The sequence below is a fragment of the Clostridium thermobutyricum genome, assembly GCF_000371465.1.
Taxonomy (GTDB): Bacteria; Bacillota; Clostridia; order Clostridiales; family Clostridiaceae; genus Clostridium; species Clostridium thermobutyricum.
Window position 1 is genome coordinate 2,047,680 of record NZ_KB850956.1, and the last position, 22,126, is coordinate 2,069,805.

A 22,126-nucleotide genomic window follows, 5' to 3' on the forward strand; every position below is an offset into this window, starting at 1 on the left:
CAACCAAATTTATAAGAGCCTTTTTTGTTAACTCTCTGTTTATTTAGTCATGATATAATTATAAATATTTATTTTTAAAAAGTAATCAACCAAACATTACTTTTCAACCCAACCAAATTTATTTTTTGGAGGACTAAATATGAAAACTAAAGAAAACCATAAAACTGTTATTATAGATTGGAAACCTAATAAAAATTTAGACAAACCTATTTATCTTCAAATTGTAGAATATATATGTAATAAAATTTCTAATGGCCATTGGCTTATTGGAAGCTATTTACCTTCTCAGCGTGAACTTTCAAAATTATTTGATGTTAATAGAAGTACTATAGTAAGTGCTATGGATGAGCTTGTATCTCTTGGAATTATTGAAAGTAGCTTTGGAGGAGGAACAAAAATAATAAGTAATACTTGGTCATTACTTATATCAAAAGAAAATTTAGATTGGAATAAATATGTTAAATCAGGTTTATTTAAATCTAATAATTCAACTATACAAACTATTATAAAATTAGAATTTGAAGATTATATTCGCCTTGGAACTGGTGAGCTTTCTCCTGGTCTTTTTCCACATCACATGATGAATAAAATATTTAACAAATTATCAACTAAAGCTTATTCTTTAAATTACACTGAACCTTTAGGTTTAATAGATTTACGTATAGCAATTTCTAATAGATTAAAAAAATTAGGAATAAATGCTAATCCTTCTTCTATTCTTATAACTTCTGGCTCATTACAAGCATTACAACTTATATCAATATCTATGATAAAAAAAGGTTCTACAGTATTTACTGAAGATCCTTCATATTTAAAATCACTAGAAATATTTCAATCTGCTGGAATTAATTTATCTGGAATTCCTATGGATAATGAAGGAATAAAATATTGGGACATAAATAATTCATTAAAAACAATAGATAGAAATTTATATAATTGCTTATTATATACAATTCCAAGCTTTCAAAATCCAACTGGAACTACAATGACAACTAAAAGAAGAAAAGATTTATTCGAGTTTTGCAAAAAGCATCAACTTCCTGTAATAGAAGATTGTGCTTATAGCGAGTTATGGATAGATGAAGCCCCTCCACTTCCACTTAAATCTATGGATGTAAATGGAATGGTTCTATATGTTGGAACAATTTCAAAAACTCTTGCACCTGGACTTAGAATTGGATGGATTATTGGGCCTGAATCTATAATAGAAAGATTAGGAGATGTAAAAATGCAACTTGACTATGGTGCTAGCTCACTATCTCAATTAGTTTTAACAGAATTTTTTGAAAGTGGATTATATGATGAACATTTAACTTATCTAAGAAAAGAATTAAAAATTAGACGTGACAATGCAATTAACTCTCTTAATGAATACTTTAAAGACTTAGGAACTTGGAATATTCCTTCAGGTGGATTTTATATTTGGTTAACTTTAAAAAATAATATTTCTATTGATAAGCTATTTAAAGAATCTCTTAAAGAACATATATTATTAAATATCGGAAGTATTTATAGTTTTAAAGCAAATCATTCTTTGCGTATTTCTTATGCCTATGAAGATTGCTTAACTTTTAGAAATGCTATATGTAAATTATCAAAAATAATTCGTAATATATCTTAAAATTATAGTATTATTTATAATCTATTTCATTAAAATTGTTAAAGATACTTCTTTAAATTTATTTTTTAGTATTTAAATGCTATAAAGAGTTATATAAGTAAATTAAATTAATAATTATCTTTATTGTATACTTTTCTAATATGCTTAATTATATTTTTCATCAAATTATAAAAATTTATATATTTAATAATAATTATTATCATTTTATATATACTATATGTATGGATAATAATATTTTAAACACTCTAATAATTTATAAAGTTATAATTATCAACTTAAATCATTATCCAAAAAGCACTAAGTAAAATTACTTAGTGCTTTAATTTCTTTAATAAAACAATTCCTAAATTTTTAGTAGTATTTTCTTATCTAATTCTTCCTACAGTAGTATTATCTTTCTTTTTGTCGTCTAATTCAGATATTGGATGAGGCTTTTCTTGATATCTGTAATCTTCTCCATTTTCATCTATATATTTTTCTATAACTGTATGACTTACAACATCATCTACATTTTTATTAACTTTTTGTTGATATTTATAGAATCCACTATCTTTTCCTAATTTAGATACATCTATATAGCCTTCTTTATCAGCTGTTAGATTTACAGTTTTTAATATATCTCTTACATAATCTTTATTTGATTTTAATTCTAATATTTGTGGGAAATCAGCATTTGGTATTACTTCTTGCCATTCTTTCTTTTCATATTTTTTAAGTAAATCAGCTGCTTTATGTAAATGAGCTATTTCTTGAGTTAAACATTGTTCCCAAATTTTCTTAATGTTCTCATCAGTTTCAGTCATATAGCAAGAATAATATAGATATGCTTCTGTATATTCATGCATTAATAACTCTTCTAACCAAGTACATCTTGGGTCTTTTAAACTAGCATATTGGCTAACGTGTTGTTCTTCAACCATACCAATTTCTAAGTATAATTGTCTTCCAATATCATTTTTATATAATGAACTTACATTCATATAGTAGTTCATTGTTTGTTGTTCAGCTGCTGTTATTATATTGATATTTAATTTTGTTTTTAAATCAGCTTTATTAAAATCAGCAAATTTTCTCATACTATCGTGAGGACATCTATGATGTGCTATAGTTGGACGACCTGGCATAATTTCAGTATACTTACCAACTAAGTTTTCTGCTCTCACTCCTTGATCCATTTCTAATAAATCAGCATATCTATATAAATGGTCAAAATCTTCTAATAAAGCAAAATCTAATGCTGCTTTAACATTTTTATCCTTTTCACTCTTTGCTAAAGCTGCTGTTAAATCAACTGCTAATTGTTCATAACTAATAGTTGTTTCTAGAATAGTTTCATCTAGTGGTCTTAAATTGCTTATTTTCATTTGTTGTTGTTTTTCAATTCTTCTAAGTTCTGCAATTTCTCTTCTTAAATCATTGTTATCACAGTGTCTTGAAAACTGATGAGAAAACCAATTAGCTTCAAATTCAGTTCCATTCATAAGAATTATACGTGTCTTAGTATATGGATCTACCTCATTCTTATTATATTGATATTGTTTAGGATATAATTCTCCCCAGCTTTGAATTGTTGATTTTACGTCAACTGGTTTTTCTTCAAATGGATTAAATTTCAAATTCCTCACTCCTTTTATATAATTATTGTTTACTTCATTTTATTTATTCCCTAAAAAAATAAAAAAATTCCTAATTTAAATATATAAAAATTCCTAATATCTCTTTTAAATAATAATTATAATTTTACATATAATATTCCTATACTCTTTCTTTTCTTTTTGCTTTATTATAAATACTTTCTATTAGACTATACAAAAATAAAAAGGCACAAAGTAATTTTCTTTGTGCCTTTTATTAATGTTAAATTCTATAAATTAACTTATTTCTTAATTACTTTAACTACAGTCTCACCATGTCCTGACGCTATATCGTAGTCAAATTTTTAAATTGTAACACAATCTATCTTTATAATATATTAATAAAATTAAAAATATAAACTAAATTTCAAATCATAATATAGTTATTTATACATTTTTTATTTGTCTTATCATATATTTTTCATTTATTTCATCAAAAGTTATAGCACCTAATCCCATCCTTTTATGTTTAAGTACCATTTTTATTATTGCATCTTCTAAATCTTCTGCCTTTATTATTGAAGACTCTTCATTAAGTATATTAGTAAAAATATATCTTTTCATAACTTAAAACTCCTAATTAAAAACTTTATATTTGATTTAAACTATATTTCTATTTACTTCTTTTTTGCTAAACACATTATTTATAGTATATGTATTATTTTTTATGTAATATATTTTTAAATGATTATAAAACCATATACATTACAGCATATTCCATATATAAAATATATTACCTTATAAATAAGTTTATCCAAATACACAATATATAAACTATATGTCCCAATAAAATTACTCTAACACCTGTATTTTTATACTATAAATTTAATTATGTTCTGAATTTAAAACCACTGAATATTCTAAATCATTCTCAGTTAAATCTTCAAAATTAACAAATGTTATATTATTCATTTTAATTTTTAAGTTCATTAAAATATCATCTATTTTAAATTGTTCCTTTTTATCACTTACTATAGCTGGAGCAATATAAAATTCTTTTTTATCCTGTATTTGTTTTTTAAATATCGCAAGATTATTTTTAAAAATATCTATTTCCATATATGTAAATCTTGAAATTATGGCATATAATGATTCATCCACATAAAATCCTTGTTTTTCTGCTCTTTTTACAACTTCCTCCATATTGCTTGTTAAATAAACAAAATATCCATCTTTTTTGCCTATATTCTTTTTCTCAATAATACTAATTTTTAATTCATTCAATATATCATCTTTACAGATTTTTTTCCAATTTTCAAATATTCTATTTGCCATTTCTTCATTTCTGTATACAAAAGCCATTACTGGAGGCTCATTATCTTTTTTGTCAAAAATATATGCAATGCCACTCCATTTAGCGTTATCCCACAATTTTGTATCTATCATTGAAGTAACAAACATATTTTTCCTATCTTTTGGTTCTACTATTTTATCCCCTGTTTTTTCCAAATCCCCTACAGCTTTTCCTAATGGTGGTTTTATAGTATTTTTTATACCTTTTACTCTATTACACAACTTTCTAAAATCCTTAACTTTATCTACATAGTAGTATGTTGAGCTTTGAAGTGGTTTTAGTATTTTGGTAGTACTATAATCATTAAAAATTACTGGTATAAATTTAGTATTATTACAACATGATTCATATAAATGCTGATATATAATATTTATCTCCCAATTTACCCCTTTACCTTCTTTTGTTTTAAAATTCTTAATTCTATTATAATATAATTCGGTGCATACTATAATTACATAATCCGAATCTTCAATCTGATTCTCCATCCATCTTGGCCATCCCTCTGATGGACATTCCTCATATTGGTCAATATTTGCGTCTATATTATTTTCTCTCAATTTATTTGAAAATTCTAATACTTTATCAGAAAATTGTTCTGTATCATGTGCATATGATATAAATACTTTTGGTATTGTCATATAATCTTCCCCTTATTTATTTAATAATCTTTTCAACCTTATTTTAATAATACCATTTTTTATTTTAACTTCAAAGTTTTGTGATAATTTTAGTATAAAAAAAGTTATAGTAAAGTATATTACTATAACTTTTTTAATTAGATTTAAAAATATCCTAACATTCAAAATTTTTATTATAAATATTAACAATACAAATTTCAGAACACCTAATATTTTTATAAACCTTATCATAATGATATTCTAATTCATTTAAAATTGTAGTAAACATATATATTATTTCAATACCTTACATAATATCAGGGTTTATTAAAATAATTTTATTATCTTCTACATCAAAATATTTTGAATCGTAAGATATTACAATTCCTTTATTAGTCTTTTTTAATCTTTTAATAAATTCTTTCATAATATTAAATTTATTAATTTTATTAAGCTTTAAATTATAATCAAACAAACCCTTATCTATTAAAAAATTCTTATTATCTTCAAAAAAAGTTTTTAAATTTAAAAATCCTATATCTACATTTTTATATTCACTTACCTCAATTTTTTTAAATGTCTTTACATCTAAAAAAAATTTGGTTTTCTATATCTCTTTCTTCTATTTTCATAATGCTATAAATAATATCTTTACAATCTATTATTTTTATATCATTTTTTATTTCATTTTTTTTATTATTAATATTTATTTCTAAATCAGTTAAAAGAAGGACTTCATCTTCTGAATTGAATTCATTATCTGATTTTAATATGTAATTAAATATTTTACGAACTTCTTTTTCCTTAGAATTAGAACACCAAAAACTAAGTATAATATATTTTTTATCCTCTAATTCTAATGTGTAATAATATGACTCTTTTCTTAATTTATCATAAAACTCATCAAGATATAGATTACTATTTATAGTTTTATTTAATAACAATGAAATTTTAAATCGGTTAAAATTTGCATGTGGATTAATTATTTTAAATACATTAAAACATTGTTTCATTATAAATTCATATTTTAACTTATCTTTATAGTGTATCATTATTGTTTTTCTCCTTTATTATAAAAAATGTTATTTAATTCTTCTTTAGTTTAAATTTATATAAATTTTAACTCTTATAAAACTTAATATATTTTTTCGATTTTGTCAACAAATTATTACATTAAATGAAATATTTTACATATATAAAATGTTTTTATATAATTTATTTTATATAAAATATTTTATATAAAATATTTTATATAAAATATTATTTTTTCTTCAAAAGAAAAAACAAGTATCAAACATACTTGTTTTATACAATAATTTTTATATTTAATTACTTTTTATATTTTTCTATAAACTGTAGTAATGCTGAACTATATAAATCTTTAGCACTAATTCCATCTAAATCTTTTATAAATTCATTCAACTTATCATTAATTTGTCTATCAATTGGAATAGTTTTATTTATTGAATTTTTACATGTTCCTACAACCATTCTTATATCATTTTTTTCTAAAGTTTTTTCTTTATATAATTTCTTTATGAATTTTATTTCCTCATTTGTAAGTTCACTATAATTTTCAATCTTTGTTTTACAAGTTGAATCATTAGCAATTATAAAAGACTTAATTTTACTTACATAAAATATTCTTTCTTTAGCAAGCTTATCAGAAACCCAACTGTAAGAGAAATCACATATTTTATCAATTTCAGATGTACCTTTATTTTTTACTATATCATTTAAATATTTAACTTTTTCATTCACACTTAACTGCAAAAATTCATTCTGTTTAGATTTATTATTTTTCTTCATCATAATTAACTCCTTTTTAGCACATTTTACTTATAATTATGATGTTAATATAGTGTTGAATTATATTTTTTATAACTAATTTATCACTAAAATATCACTAATTTATTTAAATACAAAATTTATTTTCTATAAAATCAATCCCTGCTCTATTTGGTATTATAAGTGGATTTATATTTAATTCAGATAATATTTTTATATACTTTTTACATGTATATCTACTATATTTATATTTTTTATTATCATCAAGTTTATTTATTACACTATCAAAACCATATCTTGATATATAATTTAAAAATTTAATTATTTCTTTTCTATCTTTAGCTTTAATATTGTCATTTTCTTTTAACATAGACTCTATAATTTTTATTTTATAATGATTTCCTCTTTGCAATATTGTAAGTACATGTTTATCAATATACTCTGAAAATATATCATTTTTTAAATAACTTTTTAATGTTCTTTCAATTTTAGCTGATTTGTTCTTATAAGTTAAATGCTTTGGAAAAAGTCTTATCTCTAAACGTAAAATATTTTTTTCATATTCTTTTACTACTAAATTCTTATCCTCTCTTTCTTTTGTTTTATCATAAATAATTACAACAACACTTGAATTAGAAAAATATATAGTACTATCAAATTTACTATTTTTCTCTTTTTTATTTACTTTTTTTCTTGCTTTTTTATATATTTTCAATAATAATTCTCTTTCTTCTTTATTTTCTATAACAACATCTTTTCTAAAATCAATTCTTTTAAGAATTATCTCAACATACATAGACATATCTCCAAAAAGATATATTATTATTTTTTCTAATTTTTTTCTATTTCTTCGTAGTCATTTTCGCTTATTTCACTTTTATTTAATAGTTTTATAAAATCTACTACTAAATTAAATCTCCATACGCCATAAAGTTTATAAAAATAGAAATAAACTGAATTAAACTTTTCTGTATCTATCTTTTCTGTTATTAATGTTATTTTTGTATTAAATCTCTCTTCTAAAAATCCAACTACTTCTTTTTTTAATATTGCATAAAATTCACATGTATGAATCATATCCTTCCCCCTTATTACATAATAAAAATATGTCTTGTTTTCTCCTAAACATAGTTATAATGCCATTTAAGACTATATTTTTTTAAACAAGCTCTCTTATTAATTTTTCTCTCATAAATTTTCAAATTATTTTTTATTGTAATAATACTTTTTAATTTGTTTTATTTATATATTTTTTTTGCACTATAAAAATTTTTTTATTTTTTATCATAAAAACTATTTACATTTAATTGATATAATTTTAAAATTTATTAAAAAAAATTTCTCATTCATAAATTTAAAACTTAATAAACTTGAATTTTTTTAGCGGGTGTTGGTTATATCCTAAATTTATAAATTTAGGCCTTAAATTAAGGAGAGTTGAAAAAATGCGTAATATTATTAGATTTTTTGATGATAATTCAAGTTTAGAAAGTGTAATCAATTCATTAATTGATTTAAATTTAGAGAATGAATTTAACAAATTATTAAATAGCTTAAGTGTACAAGCTGATGTTGAATCTAATTCTTCTATGTTATACAATAATACACAAAAGATAGATTGTGTTACTTCTGATAAAAAAGGAGGAATGCAATAATGAAATGTGCTATTTATATAAGAGTTTCAACAAATCGAGATGAACAAAAGGATTCTTTAGTTAATCAAGAAAAGTTTTTCTTAGATTATATAACTAAACATGGATATTCTTTATATAACGTTTATTCTGATGTAGCGTCAGGAACTTCAACAAAAAATAGACTGTCATTTTTAGAACTAATTGAAGATGTTAAAAATAGAAAAATTGATATCGTCCTAGCAAAGGAAATAGCCAGGTTGGGGAGAAGCGTTATAGACACTATGAAATTTTATGAACTTTGTAGAGATAATGAAGTTCATTTAATAGCTTTTAATAACGGTATTAATACCTTAAAAAATGATGTGCAATATATCTCTTTGTATAGTGCACTTGCACAAATTGAAAGTGAAAATATATCTAACCGTATTAAGATGGCACTTCACACTATAGCCGGCAGTGGTAAATTCAAAGGGTCAATTGCTCCTTATGGATACTATGTCGAAAACAAAACATTAAAAGTAAGGAATGATTATACCCCTACAATAGTAAGAAGAATATTTAAAGAATATATCTCTGGAAAAGGTGTCGATACAATAGCTCGTCATCTTACGAGAGATGGTATTCCAACTCCAGCTACACTTGCTCAAAAACGTAATGCCGGTAAGTTTTGGACTGGAAGAACCATTCAACTTATACTTTCTAACAGAAATTATTCTGGAGATTTAACACAATGTACCACTTATGTCTCTTCAATAAGAACTAAAAAGAGAAAAAAAAGAAATCCTCAAGATTTTGTAATTGTTGAAAATACTCATGAAGCTATTATATATAAAGAAGATTTTGAGTTAGTTCAAGAACTTTTAGCAAAAAGAAGTAGAAAACAAAATAATCATCGAAAAAGCACTCACCTTTTTAGTAATTTGCTTTTTTGTGCAGATTGTAAAAAAGGAATGCACTTTAAAAAAAATAGGCGTGGTTACGTATGTGGAACTTATGATAAACATGGAAAATATGCTGGGTGTACGTCTCATATAATTAGAGAAAAAGATTTGGAAGATATTATTTTAAAAGATATACAAGTTATTTTGAAGGATATAAAAATTACTTATATCGATAAAATAAATTCTAAATTTGAAAAAGAAAAACTTTCTTTAGAAAAAAACATTAATATTTATAAAAATAAAATAGAATCTTTAAAAGAAATTAAAAATAATGCACTAAAAAAACTTTGTTCTAATATTATAACTGATATAGAATATAAAAGTATAACTGGAGAAATAGATATTGAAATTTCCAATATAAATTCTAATATTGAAACTTTAGTCAAAAACTTAGATAAATTAAATTCTTTAACTAAAGATGATTTCATTAAATTAGCTAATGAACTTTCAAGCATAAAAAAACTTAACAAAGATATCTTAAATAGACTTATTAAAAGAATTGAAATAAAAGAAAATGGAGACGTGAAAATCTTTTATAGATTTTCATATCTCCATTCTACATATAAATAAGACTTATTAGTCTTTTTTTATTTTACTAACTTCGTTATAACCTCACCATGTGGTGTATTAGGGAACATATCCTTAACTCTAGTTTTTTCTATTTTATATCCTGCTTCTTCTAAAACTTTTAGGTCTGTTACTAATGTTTTAGGATTACATGAAACATAGATAATTTCTTTTGCATTAAATTTTATTACATATTCCATTGCTTTTGGATGTACTCCACTTCTTGGTGGGTCTAATATTATTATATCTGGTTTATCTTTTACAGTTTTTATTGTTTCTGCAACATCTCCAGCTATAAATGTACAATTTTCTAATCCATTTAATTTAGCATTTTCTTTTGCAGCTTCTACTGCTTCTTCTATTAATTCAATTCCTACAACTTTTTTTGCTTTTGGTGCAACTATTTGACCTATTGTTCCTGTTCCACAGTAAAGATCAAATACTACTTTGTTATCTGAATTTCCTATATATTCTCTAACTATACTATAAAGACTTTCTGCTCCTTTAGTATTAGTTTGGAAGAATGAAAATGGTGAAATTTTAAATTTTAATCCTAATAGATCTTCCATTATATAATCTCTTCCATATAAAACATTTAGTTTATAACATACTACTGCATCAGAAAATGAATCATTTTCTGTGTGTAATACTGAAACTAAAGTGCCTTTAAAATCTAATCCTTTTATAACTTCACACCATTCTGTTAAATCAAAATCTTCTTGTGTTGTAGTTACTAAATTTACTAATATTTCACCAGTATTTTCTGCTTTTCTTATTACTAAATGTCTTAAGAAACCAGTTCTTTTCATTACTCTATAATAATCTAAATTTTTATCTTTAAAGTAATCTACTGTAGCAGTTATTATTTTTCTGAAATCTTCATCTACTATTTGACAGTTGTTAACTGTTAATATTCCAAAGCTTTTACCTTTCATATGCATTCCAAGGCAAAGTTCTCCGCCTTTAAATTCATCTCCAAAAGTAAACTCCATTTTATTTCTATATTCCCATTGTTTTGAGCTTCCTGTAACACCTTCATATTCTCCTGTTGTTACTTCTGCTCCTTTAAAAAGATCTAAAACTTCTGAGCTTAAAAGCTCTAATTGTTTTTCATAAGTTAAATTTTGTGAAGAACATCCTCCACAAGGTCCAAAGTGAGGACATTTAGCTTCTATTTCATAATCAGCTTTTTCTAAAACTTCAACAAGCTTTAATTCTCTATATCCTTCTCTTCTTTTTTTAACTACACCTTTTATCTCTTGACCTGGAAATGTATTTTTTACATATATTTTTCTATCTTCAAAATGTGAAACTCCAACTGATGGGAACTCAGTTTTTTCTATTTTCACAATCATTTCTGCTGGTTTTCCTCTTCTTCTGCCCATTAAAAAGCTCCTATTCCTTACTTAATAATATTAACGTATTGCTAATATTCTTTTTCCAATTGTTCTTCCACCTTTATGTTCGAAAACTGGAACATATAAAATATTTAAAACTATATAAGCAACTAAAAACATTGGTATTGGCATTGCTATCATATAACCAAATATTCTAATTATTAACCCAAATATAACCATTACTAGTAAAGAAATTGATCCTAAAATTATTTGATCTAATATATTTGCAAAAAATCTTTTTCCGAATGAAGGATTATAATCTATTTTATCAAAATCATCTAATTCTTTATTTTCTTCTTCTGATAAATTTCTATCCTCATCCTCTATAATAATTTCCTCTTCACATTCCTTTACTAATACATCGTCTTTTTCACTAACACTTTCTTTATTAGTATCTTCAGCATTAGAAACTTCTTCTTTAACTTCTTCTACTGAGTTTTCTAATTCTTTGTTTTCATTTTCTTTGCTCATTAGATTCCTCCTATTTTAAAAGGCTATACTCCTGAGCTACTCTCCTTTTGGAATTTAAACTCTTTAGTAGTTAGTGTATAAACTATATAATCTTTACTAACTGCAAGTTCTTCGTGAAGACCATTAACTGAATCTTCGATAACTCCTTCAGGCTTGTCGCTCTTGATTATATCCATTATTTTTTTATTTAACTCTGAGTAATCTCTATTTGGCTCTTCTGTAAGTATAGCTGCATATTTAGCTAATGAAGTATCCCCTAAATTAAAGTTTCCTTCTTTTATAGCTTTTTCACCATTAAACTTTAATGATTCCTTAAGCATAAACTTTCCACCTTCTTGAGATTTCCCTAAATATTGAGTTGAAAACTGCATACTTTCTAATTTATTTTCCTCTGGATTTTTATTATCTAAATAAACAGATTTAACATTAGCAGTTAACCCATCTACATCTTCTACTTTTTCTTCATTCTTATAATCTAATCCAAATTCTTTACTTAAATCTTCTACTTTTGTAGTTAATTTAGCACTTTCATCTTTAAATGAATTATAAGTATACTCTTTTGAGGCCCAAGCTCCTTGTAAATTTTTCGTTTTTGCATTATCTCCAACACTTCTTGAATTTTCTATATTATTAACTGAATTATTACTATCTTCTTTTTTTTCTCCACAAGCTACTAATGATACAGCAAGTGTTGCAGCAATTATTACTCCTATTATTTTTTTAGACATTTTCAATTCCCCCTAAAAAATTGTTCACATATTAACACAAAAGTTAACATATTATTTTACATTATAACATCCAAACTAATTTTTTAAAAGGTTTCTTAATGTATTATACAATATACTGATTTTTAAATTATAATATTTTAATTAATATTTTAATTTATTGTGTATTTATTTAACTATTATATTATAATTTCCTTTTTTAACACATCTTCCAATAATCCAAGCTTCTATATTCTTTTCTTTAAATTCATTCATTATATTTAAGCCTTCTTTTTCATTACATGAAACTAAAAGTCCTCCTGATGTTTGAGGATCAAAAAGAATATCTTCAAGCCACGGTTCTACATTTTCTAGATTGTATTTTCCTTTTATATATTCTCTATTTTGATGTGCACCTACTGGTGTTAAACCCATATTTGCATATTCTTTTGCTTCTTTTATATATGGAATACATTCTTTATAAATTTCATAACTCATATCTGAACCTTCTGCCATTTCATTTAAATGTCCCATAAGTCCAAATCCAGTTATATCTGTACATGCAGTTAAATTATATTTTCTAACTACTTCTCCTGCATATTTATTTAAAAGAGCCATCCACTTTATCCCTTCTTCCATAGCTTCTTTTGAAGCTATTTCACCTTTTCCAGCTGTATTTATTATTCCTGTTCCAAGTGGTTTAGTTAAAATAAGTACATCATCTTCTTTTGAACCACAATTTTTAAGTATTTTATCAGGATGAACTGTTCCTGAAACTGAAAGACCATATTTAGGTTCATCATCTTGAACCGAATGCCCTCCAATTACTACAGCTCCAGCTTCTAAAACTTTATCTGCTCCGCCTCTTAATATTTCTCCTAAAATTTTTTTATCTAAGCAATTTGGAAAACATACAATATTTAATGCTACCTTTGGATCTCCTCCCATAGCATAAACATCACTTAAAGAATTTGCTGCTGCAATTTGACCAAAAGTATATGGATCATCAACTACAGGTGTAAAGAAATCTAAAGTTTGTATAAGTGCAATGTCATCACTTAATTTATATACTGCTCCATCATCTGAAGTATCTATTCCTACTAATAAATTTTCATCATTCATCTTTGGAATGCTTTGTAATATGTTTGAAAGAGCACCCGGCTCTATTTTAGCTGCTCAACCAGCTGTTTTAGCATAATTAGTTAATTTTATCATAATTGGCCACCAGCCTTTCTAAAATTTATATACATATTGTACAACATACTATTAAAATATCAAAATTTCTTATTTTTATATAAATTATTCACTTTTAATCTAAAGTTTATCCATATTTATATAATTTTTGTTAAAAATATGTTAATATATTTCTGTAATATTTTTTATCAAAGGAGATTTTATGAAAAAACTAAAATATTTTTATAATTATTTTATAACCCTTAGCTTCATATTTTTGTTAGGTTTACTTATACCATCTATAACTACATATGCTAAAGAAACTAAAGCTCCATCAATAATTGCAGATTCAGCAGTAATTATAGATGCTGACACAGGTCAAATAATCTATTCTAAAAATGCTGATAAAAAATATTTCCCTGCATCTACTACAAAAGTTATGACTGCACTTGTTGTTTTAGAAAATTCAAATCTTCATGATATTGTAAAGATAGGTAAAAATCCTCCTTTTGCTGAAGGAAGCTCTATTGGTTTAAAAGAAGGTGAGGAATTTTCTGTTGAAACACTTTTAACTGGATTATTACTTGAATCTGGTAATGATTGTGCTGAAGCTTTAGCAGAACATATTGCAGGTAGTACTGAAAATTTTGCCAAGCTTATGAATAAAAAGGCTGAAGAAATTGGCTGTAAAAATACTGTATTTAAAAATCCAAGTGGATTACCTAATCCTGATCATGTAACCACAGCTTATGATTTATCTCTTATATTGAGAGAAGCTATAAAATATGATGACTTCGTAAGAATTTCTAGTATATTAACTAAAAAGCTTCCCCCAAGTAATTTAGATAAATTTGAGAGATATGTAAATAATCATAATTATCTTATAAATAAAGCATCAAAATATTATTATAAATATGCTATAGCTGGAAAAACTGGTTATACTGATGTTGCTAGACATACTTTCACTATTGCAGCTAAAAAAGATGGACGTACTTTAGTTGGATCTTTCCTAAAAGCTGAAGATAAAAATAAAAATTTTGAAGATATAGCAAAACTTTTAGATTACAGTTTTGATAACTCTGAAAATATAAAAATATATTCAAAAGGTGATGTTGTTGAAGAAATTAAATTAACTAATTCTAATAGCCTTCCTTTGGTTTTAGAAAATGATTTTACATATACTAAACTTAAAGATGGAAATGAAGAATTATCACCTAAATTAAAATTTGATTTACCTAACAATATAAAAACTAAATCCTTAACTAAAGGAGAAGTTATAACTACTGCCTCTGTTCTTGTAAATGGCACAGAAATAGGAAAAGTTAATATTTTAAGTGGAAAAAATAGAATTTATAATCCATCAGTAGCTTTACAAGAATTCTTTTTAAACAATCCTGTTTTATCTATAGGCATAGTTATATTCATCTTAATAGTTATATTAATAATAATTAGAATTGTTGTTATTAAAAGAAAAAATATGCTTAGAAAAAAAATATGGAGAGAATTGACTAATAAAAAAAAGAAAAGTATTTTTAAACGCTAAAATTATATTTAAATATATAATTAACACTCCTTAAATAAAGACTGTATTTTAATTTTATTATAAAAACAGTCTTTTTATTTTTTATAATTAATTTCTAAAAAATCGTTATAAAATAAATAAGGAAAGTTATCTTTATATAACTTTCCTTATCACTTTAATATTAAATTATTTATTTTAATTTATCTATTAATTCTTTTATATCTTCAGGAAGTTCTGCTTTTAAACTTAAAAGTTTTCTTTCCTGAGGCTCTAAAAACTCTAAGCTATAAGCATGTAATGCTTGCCTTTCAATAAGATCTTTTTCATTATCTCCATCACCATATAAAAAGTCTCCATATATAGGATGACCTAAATGTGCCATATGAACTCTTATTTGATGTGTTCTACCAGTTTCTAAAGTACATTCTACTAAGTCAGCATCTTTTAAGCTTTCTACAACTTTGTAATGAGTTATACTTCTTTGTCCTTTTTCATCTACAACTCTTCTTATTGAAAATACTCCTTCTTCCTCTTCTGGTACTCTATAAATTGGTACATCTACTGTTCCTGATTTTTCTTTTAAATGACCATGAACAACTGTTAAGTATTTTTTAGTAACTTCATTTTTTTGCATTTCATTTGAAAGAAACATATGAGCAAATTGATTCTTTGCTATTATTACAAGACCAGAAGTATTCATATCAAGTCTATTTGCAAGTCTAACTATACATTCTTGATTTGTATTTTTAAAATGATTCATTACACCATTAGCAAGAGTTCCTGATTGATATCTTTTAGTTGGGTGAACCACCATAAAAGGCTTTTTATTTACTACTAATAAATTACTATCCTCATAAACTACTTCTATATCTATATCTTCTGGTGCTATATCTTGAGTTTCTTTTCTATTTAAAATAACTTTTATATTATCACCTTTTTTTATTTTAAAATTCATTTTAACCCATTCATCATTAACAAGTATCTTTTTATCTAAAGCTGATTTTCTTATTAATCTTGAGGATAGTTCCATTTCTTCTTTTAAAAACTCTCTTATTTTACATCCATCATATTTTTCATCTACTATTCTCTCTAAGGTGCTCATAATTTCCTCCTTTGTCTTATAATCTTTACTCAGAATCTAATCCTAATACTATAACTAAATCATATTTTGAGTATTCAGAATCCGATTTCATAGTCTTATATTCATCTATTCCTACTAATTCTGGTTTTACTATTTTTTCTACTTCTTTATTTTTAACCATCGCATAACTTTTCTTTGCAGTTTCATTTTCTATAGTACCTATATCTATTGATTTAAATCCTTCTCTATCTAAAGTGCTTTTATATCTAGCAGCAAGTCCTGTAATATTTGTACTATTTAAAATCATTACAGAAACCTCACCTTTTCCAGACTTTTTAATTGCAGATGTAGTTCCATCCTTTAAGCTTTGAATAAGATTTTTATTTTTTTCTTTATCAAATATAAAGTATGATTGACCACCTATCATTTCTGGTGTTCCTTTTACTGTAAGCATTTTAAAGTTTTCAGATTTAACTGTCATAAGCTTTAATGCATATTTAGCCATAGTTGACCCTGGCATATTTGTGCTTACATTCTTTTCTATAGATTTTAAAATACTTGGTAATCTAAATACTATAGTTGGATTAGTACATTTTTTAACTACAGCTTCCATAAACTCATGTTGATTTTCTATTCTTCCTAAGTCTCCCATAGCTAAACCAGTACCATCATTATTTTTTCTCCATCTAAAAAATTCTTCAGCCTTTTTACCATTTAAATGCTCAGTAGTTCCTTTTTTAAATTTAATTCTTAAATTTTGACTTTTATCTGTATAATCCATATTATGCTTTATATTAACTGTAACTCCACCTATCGCATCTATAAAATCTCTAAAGGCATTATAGTTTATATTAGCTACATAATTTATATCTATATCTAAAAGTTTTTCAACTTGATTTACAATTTCTTTTTCTCCCCCAACAGGATAAGCAGCATTTATCTTCCATGTTCGCCCTTTAATATCAATCATTGTATCTCTTGGAATTGAAACAACTCTTACTTCTTTACTTTTAGGGTTAAAATTTAAAACCATTATAGTATCTGTTCTCTTTGCAGAGCTGTCCTTTGGATCTTTTATATTTCCTACATCCATACCAAGTAAAAGAATATTTACAGTACTATTCATTGATACTACTTTTGGCTCTATCATTCCTGAATTAGATATTTTAGATACAGTATTCCATATATTAAAACCTGTAAAAAGTACTGCAAAAACTAAAATAGCAGCTATTAACTGAATAATCTTTTTTATACTAACTCTTTTTTTCTTTTTATTCTTCTTACAGTTATTTTTTTCAATTCTACTTTCTTTTCTTTTAAATCCTTCTCTTTTTGAATCTTTTTTATTAGATTCTATTCTTCTAATTTTCTCTCTTCTTATATTAGAACTATTATTTTTATTACTATTTCTATTTTCATAGTTATTTTCTAAGTTTAACTCTTCATTTTGATCTCTTAAACTTTCTCTGTAAAGTCTTCTTTGCCTTTGTATTTCTCTTTGAATAATTTCTTCTTCTGTAAGATTTCCTTCAACTCTTCTTCTAGGATCATTTAAAGGAATACTCCTTTTTCCTCTTCTTACATTTTCATTTCTACTATTTATTCTTTTACGAATTCTTATTTGTTCTTCTCTAGTTAGCCTTTTTTCTGGCCTATTATTTCCCCTATTGTTATTTTCTATCCCCATTTATTCACCCCATATTTATACTAGTTTAAAATTTACTTTTTTAATAAATAATTTCTAGCTTTAACTGTATTCTCATCAATCATAGCATTCTTAATTAATAAATATTTTATAGTATGATTCATTCCTAAAAGAACCCCTTCATCTAGGTTTTCTAAAACTTTTTCTCTTAATTCTTCTACTCCATCATAATTTCTTGATGGTTCAATCATATCTGCTATATATATTATTTTGTCAAGAACACTCATATCCTCTTTACCAGTTGTATGCCATCTTATGGCACTTAAAATATATTCATCTGTTATGTTGAATTTTTCTTTTGCTATTATTGGAGCTAAAATTCCATGCCATAATTCCTCTGTGTTTTTCTCACTTAATGTGAGTTTTATATCATATTTTTCTATAAGTTTTTTCATATCTTCTTTATTCATATTTTTACAAACATCATGAAGTAATGCAGCCATTTCAGCTTTTTCTAAATCTTCTCCATTCAATTGTGCCAATTTTTTAGCTGTTGATACTACTCCTAAGGTATGTATAAACCTTTTATCTTTTAAATTTTCTTTTAGATAATCATAGATTTTTTCTTTTTCCAATTTTATACACCTCTCTCTATTTATAAAGCTTCTCTCTCTTTATTATGTCTAAAACTGAATTTGGTAAGAAAAATTTAACATTTCTACCTAATCTAATTCTTTCTCTAATATCTGTTGAAGATATATCTAAATCCTTTAAATTCAAAAATATAATATTTGTTTTATATTTTTTTTCTATATATTCTTTTTGCTCTTTTAAAGTTTCATAAGTAAATCCCGGTCTACTAAAAACAACAAAATTTGAAACCTTAAATATTTCTTTTATGTTCTTCCATTTTTCTAAATCCATAAGACAGTCAGCACCTGTAATAAAAAATAACTCTACATCTTCCTGTTTAAAAGCTTGTAGAGTTTCATAAGTAAAACTTAGTCCATTTTTTTTAATTTCATAGTCTGAAACTGTGAATCCTTCAAAATCCTTTATTCCTTCGCTAACCATTTCATACCTAATGGAAGCCTCACTCACTTTTTTTAAACTTTTATGTGGTGGGTTTCCATTTGGCATAAATATTATTTTATCTAGCCCTAATGAAGCTTTTGCTTCATCTGCTATATAAAGGTGAGCAAAGTGAATAGGATCAAAGGTTCCACCAATAATCCCATACTTTTTCATACTACTTGCTTGGTATTTCTATTTTAGGTTTCTTATGTGATTTTTTATAAAGAACTATTTTATTACCAATTGCTTGTATTCCTTCTGCCCTAACTTCTCTACATATAAGATCTGAAGCTTCTCTTGTATCTAATCCACTATTTTCTAAAACTTTTATTTTTATAAGTTCTCTAGCTTCTAGTGCATCACTAACTTGCTTTAAGAAGTTTTCTTCTATACCATTTTTTCCAATTTGAAATATTGGATCTATTCCATGAGCTAACTTTCTTAAGTATGCTCTTTCTTTTCCTTTTAGCATCTAAATCTCTCCTATAATAAGTATTCAAATTCAAAGTCATTAAGATTTACCATGTCACCATCTTTAATTCCTAATTCTCTTAACTCACTAAATATTCCTTTGTTTGTAAGAACTTTATGGAAATATCTTAATGAATCAGCGTCATGTACATTAACAGCACTTAAAAGTCTGTCTACGAAACTTCCTTCAACAAAGTAAGTATCGAATTCTTCACCTTTTTCAACTCTGATTTCATAAGTGAATCTCTTTTCTTCTGGGATATATCTTTCTTCATCAGAAATTTCTAGTCCAGTTATTGGAATATCTTTAAGCATTCTAGCTGCTTCTTTAATTACTGCATCAACATTATCTCTTGTTGCTGCTGACATTTTAAATACTGTGTTATATCCTAATTCATTAACTTTTTTCTTGAAATCTTCAAAAACTTCTTCATCATATAAAAGATCTGCTTTATTCGCTACAACTATTTGAGGTCTATCAACTAATTTAACAGCATATTTTTTAAGCTCTTCATTTATTTTAACGAAATCTTCAAATGGATCTCTTCCTTCTAATCCTGATATATCTACAACATGTATAAGAAGTCTTGTTCTTTCAATATGTCTTAAGAATTCAAGTCCAAGCCCTACACCTTCACTTGCTCCTTCTATTATACCTGGGATATCTGCCATAACAAATGGTTCAACACCCTCTGCTGCAACAACACCTAAGTTTGGTTTAAGAGTTGTAAAGTGATAGTTTGCTATCTTTGGCTTAGCTTTTGTTGTCATTGATAAGAATGTTGATTTACCTACATTTGGGAACCCTAAAAGACCAACATCAGCTAAAAGCTTTAATTCAAGAACTATATTTAATTCTTCTCCTGGCATTCCTGGTTCTGCAAAATGTGGTGCCTGTCTTGTAGGTGTACAGAATTTACAATTTCCTTTACCACCTTTTCCACCTCTAAGTAAAACAAATTCATCATCTTTTTCTGAAAGGTCACAAATTATTTTATTACTTTCAGCTTCTCTAACTATAGTTCCCATAGGTACCATAATTACTAAATCTTTTCCATCTTTTCCGTAGCATTTTGATTCTCCACCATTTTCTCCTACTTCAGCTACGAATTTTCTCTTGTATTTAAAATCCATAAGAGTTGTGATTCCAGTGTCAACTTTTAATATAATGCTTCCACCTTTTCCACCATCTCCACCATCTGGTCCTCCTAGTGGAACGTATTTTTCTCTTCTAAATGAAACCGCTCCGTCTCCACCTTTACCAGATTTTACGAATACTTTGGCCTTATCTATAAACATATACTCACCTTTCCTTATGTAAAATCTTTATATTTTTATTATTCCTTATATCCTAATATTCAAACTATGTAAAAGTTGTATTTTCTTAATTATAGCAATAATATTAGGTTTTAGATACAAAGAAACGGTAATTTATTTTTTCATATTTAAAAAGCACCCAAATTTAGGGTGCTTTCTATATTCAAATAAAATTATTCAGCTATTTCTACTGCAACAGGATAAACAGAAGCTTTCTTCTTGTCTCTTCCCATTCTTTCGAATTTAACTACTCCATCAATTTTAGCAAATAGAGTATCATCCTTACCCTTTCCAACATTGTTTCCTGGGTGGATTTTAGTTCCTCTTTGTCTTACTATGATGTTTCCAGCAAGTACGAATTCTCCGTCAGCTGATTTAACTCCTAGTCTTTTTGACTCAGAATCTCTACCGTTCTTTGAGCTACCTACCCCTTTTTTGTGGGCAAATAATTGAAGGTTCATTACTAACATATTTACACCTCCTCTGTTTTAATATTTATATATTCTCTACGTCTTGTTGTTCCTATTGATTCATCTAAACCTAAAATAACACTATCTAAGCTAAGCTTAAAAGTTTTAAGTAAAACTTGTGCTTTTTCAAGTTCTTCTTTCGAAAAATCTCTAAGGTCTAGACTTAGGTATCCATCGCCAATCTCATAAGTACAGTTAAGTTCTAAAACATTATCTAGTCCTATGATTACGCTTTGTGATAAAACTGAAACTGAGTTGCAAATCATATCAAAAGCTTCGCCTACTAAAAGTTCATTACTATTAAAGTCACGTCCTTCTGGCATAGCATGATTGTCAATTTTAAAACCTAATATGTTTTCGTTGTTTGAATAAATCTCTACATTAACCATAGATTAAGCTTCGATCTTTTCTACAACTATTTTAGTGTAAGGTTGTCTGTGTCCAGCTTTTCTTCTATAATCCTTTTTAGGTTTATATTTGAATACTGTAACCTTTTTAGCTTTACCTTGTGATAAAACTTTAGCTACAACTTTAGCACCTTCTACTACTGGAGTTCCAACTTTTAAAGTTTCTCCACCAACAGCTAATACTTCAGTTAATTCTACAACTGAATCTACTTCAGCGTCTAATTTTTCAACGAATAATACATCGCCCTCTTGAACTCTGTATTGTTTTCCACCTGTTTTTACTACTGCGTACATTAAA

At 25.6% G+C, this 22,126-nt stretch carries 24 protein-coding genes; 4 read left to right on the plus strand and 20 right to left on the minus strand.

The window, feature by feature from the left end; genetic code table 11:
• Positions 1-139: 139 nt before the first annotated feature.
• On the plus strand, positions 140-1,621 hold the full coding sequence (locus HMPREF1092_RS09560; RefSeq protein WP_002598463.1) for an aminotransferase-like domain-containing protein: 1,482 nt from the start codon (positions 140-142) through the stop codon (positions 1,619-1,621).
• A gap of 365 nt (positions 1,622-1,986) precedes the next feature.
• On the opposite strand, the gene HMPREF1092_RS09565 is transcribed toward HMPREF1092_RS09560, so the two are convergent.
• From HMPREF1092_RS09565 to HMPREF1092_RS09590, 7 genes are all read right to left on the minus strand, one after another.
• Positions 1,987-3,237 carry a hypothetical protein gene (locus HMPREF1092_RS09565; RefSeq protein WP_002598464.1) on the minus strand — a complete coding sequence of 417 codons (1,251 nt, stop codon included), beginning with the start codon at positions 3,235-3,237 and terminating at the stop codon, positions 1,987-1,989.
• Positions 3,238-3,642: 405 nt separating this feature from the next.
• A complete protein-coding gene (locus HMPREF1092_RS17205) occupies positions 3,643-3,819 on the minus strand; it encodes a hypothetical protein (RefSeq protein WP_002598465.1) in 177 nt (58 codons plus the stop codon).
• Between the two features lie 261 nt (positions 3,820-4,080).
• Positions 4,081-5,187 carry a toll/interleukin-1 receptor domain-containing protein gene (locus HMPREF1092_RS09570; protein ID WP_002598466.1) on the minus strand — a complete coding sequence of 369 codons (1,107 nt, stop codon included), beginning with the start codon at positions 5,185-5,187 and terminating at the stop codon, positions 4,081-4,083.
• Positions 5,188-5,738: 551 nt separating this feature from the next.
• Complete coding sequence (locus HMPREF1092_RS09575; RefSeq protein WP_002598467.1) at positions 5,739-6,218, minus strand: hypothetical protein; 480 nt, start codon at positions 6,216-6,218, stop codon at positions 5,739-5,741.
• 277 nt (positions 6,219-6,495) lie between these two features.
• Positions 6,496-6,978 (minus strand): hypothetical protein, encoded by a 483-nt coding sequence (locus HMPREF1092_RS09580; RefSeq protein ID WP_002598468.1) that lies wholly within the window; start codon positions 6,976-6,978, stop codon positions 6,496-6,498.
• 103 nt (positions 6,979-7,081) lie between these two features.
• Positions 7,082-7,750, minus strand: a complete 669-nt coding sequence (locus HMPREF1092_RS09585) for a phage/plasmid replication domain-containing protein (RefSeq protein ID WP_002598469.1) — start codon at positions 7,748-7,750, stop codon at positions 7,082-7,084.
• A gap of 35 nt (positions 7,751-7,785) precedes the next feature.
• Positions 7,786-8,031, minus strand: coding sequence for a hypothetical protein (locus HMPREF1092_RS09590; RefSeq protein WP_002598470.1), 246 nt, complete (start codon positions 8,029-8,031; stop codon positions 7,786-7,788).
• 368 nt (positions 8,032-8,399) lie between these two features.
• Here HMPREF1092_RS09590 and HMPREF1092_RS09595 point away from each other — a divergent pair, with 368 nt between their 5' ends.
• Positions 8,400-8,609, plus strand: coding sequence for a hypothetical protein (locus HMPREF1092_RS09595; RefSeq protein ID WP_002598471.1), 210 nt, complete (start codon positions 8,400-8,402; stop codon positions 8,607-8,609).
• Positions 8,609-10,099 (plus strand): recombinase family protein, encoded by a 1,491-nt coding sequence (locus HMPREF1092_RS09600; protein WP_002598472.1) that lies wholly within the window; start codon positions 8,609-8,611, stop codon positions 10,097-10,099. The genes HMPREF1092_RS09595 and HMPREF1092_RS09600 overlap by 1 nt, the downstream gene beginning before the upstream one ends.
• A gap of 17 nt (positions 10,100-10,116) precedes the next feature.
• On the opposite strand, the gene rlmD is transcribed toward HMPREF1092_RS09600, so the two are convergent.
• The 4 genes from rlmD to selD all read right to left on the minus strand — a co-directional run bounded on the left by rlmD (position 10,117) and on the right by selD (position 13,883).
• The gene (rlmD, locus tag HMPREF1092_RS09605) at positions 10,117-11,481 is read right to left on the minus strand and encodes a 23S rRNA (uracil(1939)-C(5))-methyltransferase RlmD (protein WP_002598473.1); all 1,365 of its coding nucleotides are present in this window, start codon (positions 11,479-11,481) and stop codon (positions 10,117-10,119) included.
• A 30-nt stretch (positions 11,482-11,511) separates the two neighbouring features.
• Complete coding sequence (locus HMPREF1092_RS09610; protein WP_002598474.1) at positions 11,512-11,964, minus strand: RDD family protein; 453 nt, start codon at positions 11,962-11,964, stop codon at positions 11,512-11,514.
• 23 nt (positions 11,965-11,987) lie between these two features.
• Complete coding sequence (locus HMPREF1092_RS09615; RefSeq protein WP_002598475.1) at positions 11,988-12,692, minus strand: hypothetical protein; 705 nt, start codon at positions 12,690-12,692, stop codon at positions 11,988-11,990.
• Positions 12,693-12,857: 165 nt separating this feature from the next.
• The gene (gene selD / locus HMPREF1092_RS09620; protein WP_081606310.1) at positions 12,858-13,883 is read right to left on the minus strand and encodes a selenide, water dikinase SelD; all 1,026 of its coding nucleotides are present in this window, start codon (positions 13,881-13,883) and stop codon (positions 12,858-12,860) included.
• A gap of 181 nt (positions 13,884-14,064) precedes the next feature.
• Here selD and HMPREF1092_RS09625 point away from each other — a divergent pair, with 181 nt between their 5' ends.
• Entirely contained in the window at positions 14,065-15,384 is a 1,320-nt protein-coding gene (locus tag HMPREF1092_RS09625; RefSeq protein WP_002598477.1) for a D-alanyl-D-alanine carboxypeptidase family protein, read from the plus strand.
• Positions 15,385-15,553: 169 nt separating this feature from the next.
• Here HMPREF1092_RS09625 and HMPREF1092_RS09630 read toward each other — a convergent pair whose 3' ends face one another.
• The 9 genes from HMPREF1092_RS09630 to rplU form a co-directional block, all read right to left on the minus strand.
• A complete protein-coding gene (locus HMPREF1092_RS09630; protein ID WP_002598478.1) occupies positions 15,554-16,465 on the minus strand; it encodes an RluA family pseudouridine synthase in 912 nt (303 codons plus the stop codon).
• A gap of 25 nt (positions 16,466-16,490) precedes the next feature.
• Positions 16,491-18,131 (minus strand): LCP family protein, encoded by a 1,641-nt coding sequence (locus tag HMPREF1092_RS09635; protein WP_002598479.1) that lies wholly within the window; start codon positions 18,129-18,131, stop codon positions 16,491-16,493.
• A 32-nt stretch (positions 18,132-18,163) separates the two neighbouring features.
• Positions 18,164-18,724: a bis(5'-nucleosyl)-tetraphosphatase (symmetrical) YqeK gene (yqeK, locus tag HMPREF1092_RS09640; protein WP_002598480.1), complete on the minus strand. Its 561-nt coding sequence runs from the start codon at positions 18,722-18,724 to the stop codon at positions 18,164-18,166.
• Between the two features lie 16 nt (positions 18,725-18,740).
• A complete protein-coding gene (nadD, locus tag HMPREF1092_RS09645; RefSeq protein ID WP_002598481.1) occupies positions 18,741-19,337 on the minus strand; it encodes a nicotinate-nucleotide adenylyltransferase in 597 nt (198 codons plus the stop codon).
• Between the two features lies 1 nt (position 19,338).
• Positions 19,339-19,635, minus strand: a complete 297-nt coding sequence (yhbY, locus tag HMPREF1092_RS09650) for a ribosome assembly RNA-binding protein YhbY (RefSeq protein ID WP_002598482.1) — start codon at positions 19,633-19,635, stop codon at positions 19,339-19,341.
• Between the two features lie 11 nt (positions 19,636-19,646).
• A complete protein-coding gene (gene obgE, locus HMPREF1092_RS09655; protein ID WP_002598483.1) occupies positions 19,647-20,933 on the minus strand; it encodes a GTPase ObgE in 1,287 nt (428 codons plus the stop codon).
• A 191-nt stretch (positions 20,934-21,124) separates the two neighbouring features.
• Positions 21,125-21,421, minus strand: a complete 297-nt coding sequence (rpmA, locus tag HMPREF1092_RS09660) for a 50S ribosomal protein L27 (RefSeq protein WP_002598484.1) — start codon at positions 21,419-21,421, stop codon at positions 21,125-21,127.
• A gap of 2 nt (positions 21,422-21,423) precedes the next feature.
• Positions 21,424-21,810: a ribosomal-processing cysteine protease Prp gene (locus HMPREF1092_RS09665; RefSeq protein ID WP_002598485.1), complete on the minus strand. Its 387-nt coding sequence runs from the start codon at positions 21,808-21,810 to the stop codon at positions 21,424-21,426.
• 3 nt (positions 21,811-21,813) lie between these two features.
• Positions 21,814-22,122 carry a 50S ribosomal protein L21 gene (gene rplU, locus HMPREF1092_RS09670; RefSeq protein WP_002598486.1) on the minus strand — a complete coding sequence of 103 codons (309 nt, stop codon included), beginning with the start codon at positions 22,120-22,122 and terminating at the stop codon, positions 21,814-21,816.
• Positions 22,123-22,126 lie beyond the last annotated feature (4 nt).